At 60.3% G+C, this 7,283-nt stretch carries 7 protein-coding genes; all 7 read left to right on the top strand.

The annotated features are described in order from the left end of the window. Positions 1-58: 58 nt before the first annotated feature. Positions 59-1,558, top strand: coding sequence for an NAD(P)H-hydrate dehydratase (locus ACW8F6_RS04985; RefSeq protein WP_491574748.1), 1,500 nt, complete (start codon positions 59-61; stop codon positions 1,556-1,558). A 3-nt stretch (positions 1,559-1,561) separates the two neighbouring features. After that, positions 1,562-2,056: a tRNA (adenosine(37)-N6)-threonylcarbamoyltransferase complex ATPase subunit type 1 TsaE gene (tsaE, locus tag ACW8F6_RS04990; protein WP_491574749.1), complete on the top strand. Its 495-nt coding sequence runs from the start codon at positions 1,562-1,564 to the stop codon at positions 2,054-2,056. Then, the gene (locus ACW8F6_RS04995; protein WP_491574753.1) at positions 2,056-3,387 is read left to right on the top strand and encodes an N-acetylmuramoyl-L-alanine amidase; all 1,332 of its coding nucleotides are present in this window, start codon (positions 2,056-2,058) and stop codon (positions 3,385-3,387) included. The genes tsaE and ACW8F6_RS04995 overlap by 1 nt, the downstream gene beginning before the upstream one ends. Before the next feature lie 13 nt (positions 3,388-3,400). Continuing rightward, positions 3,401-5,263 carry a DNA mismatch repair endonuclease MutL gene (mutL, locus tag ACW8F6_RS05000; protein ID WP_491574750.1) on the top strand — a complete coding sequence of 621 codons (1,863 nt, stop codon included), beginning with the start codon at positions 3,401-3,403 and terminating at the stop codon, positions 5,261-5,263. After that, entirely contained in the window at positions 5,263-6,231 is a 969-nt protein-coding gene (miaA, locus tag ACW8F6_RS05005) for a tRNA (adenosine(37)-N6)-dimethylallyltransferase MiaA (protein ID WP_491574751.1), read from the top strand. The genes mutL and miaA overlap by 1 nt, the downstream gene beginning before the upstream one ends. 121 nt (positions 6,232-6,352) lie before the next feature. Next, positions 6,353-6,613, top strand: coding sequence for an RNA chaperone Hfq (gene hfq / locus ACW8F6_RS05010; protein WP_183907799.1), 261 nt, complete (start codon positions 6,353-6,355; stop codon positions 6,611-6,613). Between the two features lie 24 nt (positions 6,614-6,637). Further along, positions 6,638-7,283 (top strand): GTPase HflX (gene hflX, locus ACW8F6_RS05015; RefSeq protein ID WP_491574752.1); only part of this gene is annotated, 646 nt, incomplete at its 3' end.

A 7,283-nucleotide genomic window follows, 5' to 3' on the forward strand; every position in this document is an offset into this window, starting at 1 on the left:
GCTGTCTATGCCTTTTCCGTATAATTCTGACAGATTTTTCACTTGCACGAGATAACGCATGTCTGCCGCGCTGCCAAACGCCTTGTATTCCGCCCAGTCCGTTCGCGCTCTGGATCACTATTTAATTGAACAGCAGGGCCTGAGTGCCGAGCGGCTAATGAAACGTGCCGGTCGTTTTGCCTTCGAGCAACTGGCCGACGCCTGGCCCGAGGCGCGGCGCCTGGTGGTGGTGTGTGGCGCAGGCAACAATGGCGGCGACGGCTACGTGGTTGCGGCGCTGGCAAAAGCGCGCAACTTGGAGGTCTGCGTGCGCTGGCTGGCAGATCCTGCGGGCTTGTCGGGTGCGGCAAAGGCCGCTTGGCAGTACGCCCAGCAAGAGGGGGTGGCCATGGCGGCGTTTAACCCGAACGAGTCGCTGACCTGCGATGTGGTGGTGGATGGCCTGCTGGGCACAGGGCTAAGCAAGCCGGTGGCCGCGCACTATGCCGACGCAATACATTGGATCAATCAGCAGTCGGTGCCGGTACTGGCGCTGGATTTGCCCTCGGGTATACAGGCCGATACGGGTGCACCACTGGGCGCAGCTGTGAAAGCGGCACTGACGACGACCTTTGTGGGATTGAAATTTGGCTTGTTTACCGGAGCCGGCCGCGCCTGCGCCGGGCGCGTGGTATTTTCAGCGTTGGGCGGCGATACCCAGGCAGCGCACCTGCCGGTGTTGGCCCAGCGGGCTGACTATGGGGCGCTGATGGCCGGCTTCCGCGCCCGCGCGCTAGATAGCCACAAGGGCAGTCACGGGCACCTGGCGGTCGTTGGCGGAGATCTCGGTTTGTCGGGTGCCGCATTGATTGCCGCTGAGGCTGGCTTGCGCGCCGGCAGTGGGACTGTGAGCCTGGTAAGCCGCCCGCTCACCGCGCAGATTGCGCTGACGCGCCAGCCGGAGCTGATGGCGCTGGGGGTCGATGCCGGCGTGGATGCCCAGGCAAAGCTGGCCACGGCCAGTGCGCTGGTGGTGGGCCCAGGATTGGGGCAGCAGGCCTGGGGCGAGCAGTTACTGGCTCAGAGCTTGGCGTGTGATATCCCCACCTGCCTGGATGCCGACGCGCTAAATTTGCTGGCCAAAATGTCACAACCTGCGTTGCCCGCACGTTGTGTGCTCACGCCGCACCCGGCCGAAGCGGCCCGATTACTGAAAAAAACCACCGCCGACATTCAGGCCGATCGCGCTGCTTCGGCGCGGGCGCTGGTGCAATTAACGGGCGCGGTAATCGTGCTCAAAGGCGCAGGTAGTCTGGTAGCTTTTGGCGAGGGTGAACATATTCAACTGAGGCTGATCGATGCCGGCAATCCCGGCATGGCCAGTGGCGGCATGGGCGATTGCCTGGCAGGTATTATCGGGGCCCTGTTGGCGCAGGGCTTGGCTCCTGCGCACGCTGCCGAGTTGGGCGCCTTGGTGCACGCCATGGCGGGCGATCAACTGGCCGAGGCCGATGGTCAGCGCGGGTTGCTCGCCACCGATTTACTGCCGGCGGTGCGCTGGCTGTTGAACGGGTTGTAATTCATGGTGGCACATCAGTTTACCGCTGTTGGCGAGGCGGCCATGGTTGAGTTGGGGGCGCAGTTTGGGCGCGCACTCGGGCGCGGTGTGTTATTCCTCGAGGGCGACCTGGGCGCGGGTAAAACCACGCTTACACGGGGCATACTTCAGGCTTTTGGCCATTCAGGTGCGGTTAAGAGCCCTACCTATACACTGGTGGAACCTTATCAACTGAGTGCTGTCACTGTGTATCATTTTGACCTCTACCGCCTGGGTGATCCCGAAGAGTTGGAGTACATGGGCATTCGCGACTATTTTGACGCCGATGCACTGTGTATTGTTGAATGGCCCAAGCGCGGCGAAGGTTTTTTGCCAGCGCCCGATTGGCGCGTTACAGTCGGTATACAGTTGGCGCCCGGTGGAGAGCCGGGCCGAGTGCTCACACTGGATGCACCTACGGCCACAGGTCAGCGGGCGCTCAGTCACTTAGTCACCACCGGGAGTCAGGGCCGCGCATGATGCGACCTATCATCAGTGTCATTAGCGTGTGTATGTGCCTGTGGGCGCAGGCCGTGGTGGCCACAACCATCGATAGCGCGCGCTTGTGGCGTGCACCGGACCATACCCGCCTGGTCTTCGATTTAAGCGGCCCGGTGGAGCACAGTATTTTTACCCTGAGTAATCCGGATCGTTTGGTGGTTGATATCAGCGCGGTGAAACTCAAGGCCAATTTGGGCGAGTTGCCGCTGGCCGATACTCCCATTCGCACCGTGCGCACGGCTCCGCGCAACCAGAGCGACTTGCGCATTGTGCTGGATCTTAGCGCCGCCGTGAAACCGCGCAGCCTGGTATTAAAAAAGTTCGGCGATAAGGCCGATCGCCTAGTCATCGATTTGTACGACACCGATATCAAAGTAGAAAAAACGGTGGTTGCCGCCGTGCCCGCCAGTCGGCGCGACATAGTCGTCGCCATCGACGCCGGTCACGGTGGTGAGGACCCGGGCGCCATTGGGCCGAATCGCTTGCGCGAAAAAGATGTGGTGCTGGCTATCGCCAAAGAGCTACAAAAAATGGTGGATGCCGAGCCGGGCTATCGCGCGTTTATGACTCGCAGTGCCGATTACTATGTACTGCACGCCAAACGCCGTAATTTGGCGCGCGCCGAGCGGGCGGATCTTTTCGTGTCGATTCATGCCGATGCCTTTACCAATCCAAAAGCCCGGGGCGCCTCGGTTTTTGCGCTGTCACAGCGCGGAGCAACGTCGGAGATGGCGCGCTTTTTAGCACAGCGTGAAAACGAGGCCGACCTGTTTGGCGGCGAGGGCACGATTCTCGAGGGGCGCGATGAAATGCTGGCATCGGTGCTCGTGGATTTGTCGATGACCAATACTCTGAGCCAAAGCTTGCAGGTGGGCGACAAGGTGATTCAGTCCATGAAAAAAATGGCTCACATGCACAAGCACCACGTCGAGCAGGCCAACTTCCTGGTGCTAAAGGCGCCCGACGTACCCTCGATATTGGTGGAGACGGGTTTTATCTCCAACCCGCAGGAGGCCAAAAATCTGGCGTCCAGTGCCTATCGTCGCCAAATGGCGAATGCCATTTTTGGCGGCATTAAAAATTATTTTTACGAGTCGCCGCCATCGGATTCCTACATCGCCTGGGTCAAGAAGGGCGGTCGCGACGAGGGTGGCAGCGGCGCCAAAAAAGAATACGTGATTGCCCGCGGCGATACTCTGTCGGCCATTGCCCGACGCCACAATGTGTCGGTGGACGACATCCGGCGGGCCAATAACCTCAATGGCTCAACCATTATGATTGGCCAGAAAATTCAAATTCCCACTTCCTGACTGCGTTGTATTCATGTCTTCCATAATTAAACTGCTCTCGCCCCGCCTCGCTAACCAAATTGCCGCCGGCGAGGTGGTGGAGCGACCAGCGTCGGTTATCAAAGAGCTGCTGGAAAACAGCATCGATGCGGGCGCCACTCGCCTGGAGGTCGAGGCCGAAGAGGGTGGCGTGAAGTTAATGCGCGTGCGCGATAACGGCAAGGGCATCAGCCGCGAGGATTTACCGCTGGCGCTGAGCCGTCACGCAACCAGCAAAATTTACGAACTGGACGACTTGGAGGCGGTGGCTACATTGGGTTTTCGGGGCGAAGCGCTGGCGTCGATCAGTTCGGTATCGCGGCTGCTTATTACGGCAAATCCAACGGACGATAGCTCACAGGGCTGGAGTGCGCGCTCTGAAGGGCGCGACATGGAAACCGAGCTGATGCCTGCGCCGCACCCGCGCGGCACTAGTGTGGAAGTGCGCGACCTGTTTTTTAACACCCCGGCGCGGCGAAAATTTTTGCGCACTGAAAAAACTGAATTTGCGCGCCTGGAGGATGTGGTCAAACGGCTGGCGCTGTCGCATTTTGACGTCGCCTTTAACCTGACCCACAACGGGCGGGCGCTGCACCAGTGGCGCGCCGCCGGTTCGCGCGTTGAGCGCGAGCGCCGCGTGGGCCAGATTTGCGGCAGTGCATTTATGGAAAATGCACTGTATGTGGAGGTGGAGCGCGCCGGTCTGAAACTGTGGGGCTGGGTGGCACTGCCGGCCTTTTCTCGCTCTCAGGCCGACTTGCAGCATTTTTATGTTAACGGCCGCGCAATCAAGGACAAGCTGGTCACCCACGCGGTGCGCCAAGCCTACCGCGATGTGTTATTCCACGGCCGCCACCCGGCCTACGTATTGTATCTGGAATTAGACCCGGCCACCGTGGACGTGAATGTGCACCCCACCAAACACGAAGTGCGCTTTCGCGACTCGCGCCTGGTGCACGACTTTCTATTTCGCACACTGCACCACGCCCTGGCCGAGGTGCGGCCCCAGGATCAACTGGAGAAATCCGACGCGGCGCCGGCGGCAACAGGTGCCAGTGCCGGCGAGTTTGGTCCCCAGTCCAGTCTGGGGCTGGCGGTACCCAGCAACAGGCCGCCGCTGAGTGGGCCTATTGCTGGGTACGCGGCGCAGTACCCCAGCGCAGGCCAGGTGAGCGAGCAGTTGCAACAATACGGCGCCCTGCACTCGCCCACCGGGCGCCCGGTGCAGTCGACATCCGGCTGGGCGGCGCCGCAGGCTGCGGCAGACAACGAAATGCCACCCCTGGGTTTTGCCATCGCGCAGCTCAAGGGTGTCTACATTCTTGCGGAAAACGCCCAGGGGTTGATTGTGGTGGATGCCCACGCGGCGCACGAGCGGATTACCTACGAGCGCATGAAAGCCGCCTTCGACGGCGAGGGATTGAAAGCGCAACCGCTGCTGGTGCCCGAATCCATTCCGGTCAGTGAGAAAGAAGCCGGCCTGGCCGAGCAGCATGCGGCGCTCTTTGCCACGTTGGGGTTTGGTGTCGAGCGCGCCGGCCCTGAAACACTGTTGATTCGCCAGATTCCGGTGATACTCGGTCAGGCAAGGGTCGAGCAGCTGGTGCGCGATGTCTTGTCCGACCTGGCCGAACACGGCACCAGTGATCGCATTCGCGAGCACATTAACGAATTGCTCTCCACCATGGCTTGCCACGGTTCGGTGCGCGCCAACCGCAAGCTCTCTATCCCGGAAATGAACGCGCTGCTACGCGATATGGAGGCGACGGAGCGCTCGGGTCAGTGCAACCACGGGCGGCCAACCTGGTTTTTACAGAGTATGGATGCGCTCGACAAAATGTTTTTGCGAGGCCAGTGATGGCGCCCAAAGTCATTTTCTTAATGGGCCCCACCGCCAGCGGTAAAACCGATTTGGCCATTGCCCTGCGCGCGCACCTGCCGGTGGAATTAATCAGTGTGGACTCCGCCTTGGTGTACCGGGGTTTGGATATCGGCTCGGCCAAGCCCAGTGCCGCCGAGCAGCAGGCGGCGCCACACCGGTTGATCGATATCTGCGATCCGGCCGAACCCTACAATGCCGGCCAGTTTGTGCGCGATGCCGAAGCCGCCATTGCCGAGATTCACGCCGCCGGCCGCATCCCCCTGCTGGTGGGCGGCACCATGTTGTATTTCAAGGCATTGCTCGACGGTCTGGCCGATATGCCCACCACGCCGCCCTTGGTGCGCGCGCAGATCGAGCAGGAGGCGGCGGAAAAGGGCTGGGCGGCGCTGCACGCCGAGCTGGCCAGGATTGATCCCGAGACAGCCGCGCAGCTGCACCCCAACCACTCGCAGCGGATTTCGCGGGCGCTAGAAGTCTACCGCAGCAGCGGTAAAACCATGAGTACACTGCGCGCCGAACAGCAGGCCGCCACCGGCGAGCCCTTTGACGCGCGCTTCCAGCTCACGCAACTCGCCATCGCGCCCCACGACCGCACCGTACTGCACCGGCGCATCGCCGCCCGATTCGATGCCATGTTGGCGGCGGGTTTTAAGGCTGAAGTGGCTGCACTGCGCCAACGCACAGACTTGCATGCCGACCTGCCCGCCATTCGCGCCGTGGGCTATCGGCAGATGTGGGCGCACCTGGACGGCGCCTACGACGAGGCGGAGATGGTGGCAAAAGGTGTGGCCGCCAGTCGTCAACTGGCCAAGCGCCAGCTCACCTGGTTGCGCGGCTGGCCAAATCTGAATTGGGTCTATACTGACGATCGGGCGGGAAATGCCCTGCCACGTGAAGAAATTGTGCGTCAGGCCTTGAACTGTCTAGGGGTTGCAACCATATAATGGGCAGTGGTGTGCCCGTTTGGGTACGCGCGTCAGTTATTTCGCTTGCTGTTGCGCCTGTCACAATGTGTGTGTGCAGGGTATTCGCAACTTTTATTTGTTGATTATAAGGAGAATAAACATGTCAAAAGGGCATAGCTTACAAGACCCTTATTTGAATGTTTTGCGCAAAGAACGTATTCCCGTCTCTATCTACTTAGTAAACGGAATTAAGTTGCAAGGCCAAGTTGAGTCTTTTGATCAGTTTGTTGTGTTGTTGAAAAACACCGTAAGCCAGATGGTTTACAAGCACGCAATTTCCACAGTTGTTCCCTCTCGCGCTGTCCGCGTACCCATGCTGAACCCAGCAGAAGGTGAGCAGGAAGAAGGCGCAGAGGACTAAAGGGCCAAAAGCTCAGGAGTCATCTTGTTCTTTGAACGTCCCGAATCCGGTGAACTGGCAGTGCTGGTTCATCTGGATTTCAACCTTAAGCTCGATGTAAACGATCCCCGCGAATTTGAAGAGTTGGTGCTGTCTGCCGGCGGCGACCCGGTGGCACTGCTGACCGGCAAGCGCGCGGCGCCCGACGCCAAAACATTTATGGGCAGCGGCAAGCTACAGGAGCTAAAAGACCTGGTGGCCTTGCACGAGGCCGAATTGGTGATCTTTAATCACAACCTGTCGCCCAGCCAGGAGCGCAACCTGGAGCGCGAATTAAAGTGCCGGGTGCTCGATCGCACCGGGCTGATTCTGGATATTTTCGCCCAGCGCGCGCGCACCCACGAAGGTAAATTACAGGTGGAATTGGCACAGTTGCGCCATATGTCCACCCGCCTGGTGCGCGGCTGGACTCACTTGGAGCGCCAAAAGGGCGGTATTGGCCTGCGCGGCCCGGGTGAAACACAGCTGGAAACGGATCGGCGTTTGCTGCGCGCGCGTATCTCGTTTATCGAGTCGCGCCTGGATGCCGTGCGGCGCCAGCGCGACCAGGCCCGGCGCTCGCGCACCCGCGCCGATATTCCCACCGTGTCGCTGGTAGGCTATACCAACGCCGGCAAGTCGACGCTGTTCA

The sequence above is a fragment of the Simiduia sp. genome, from assembly GCF_058345725.1.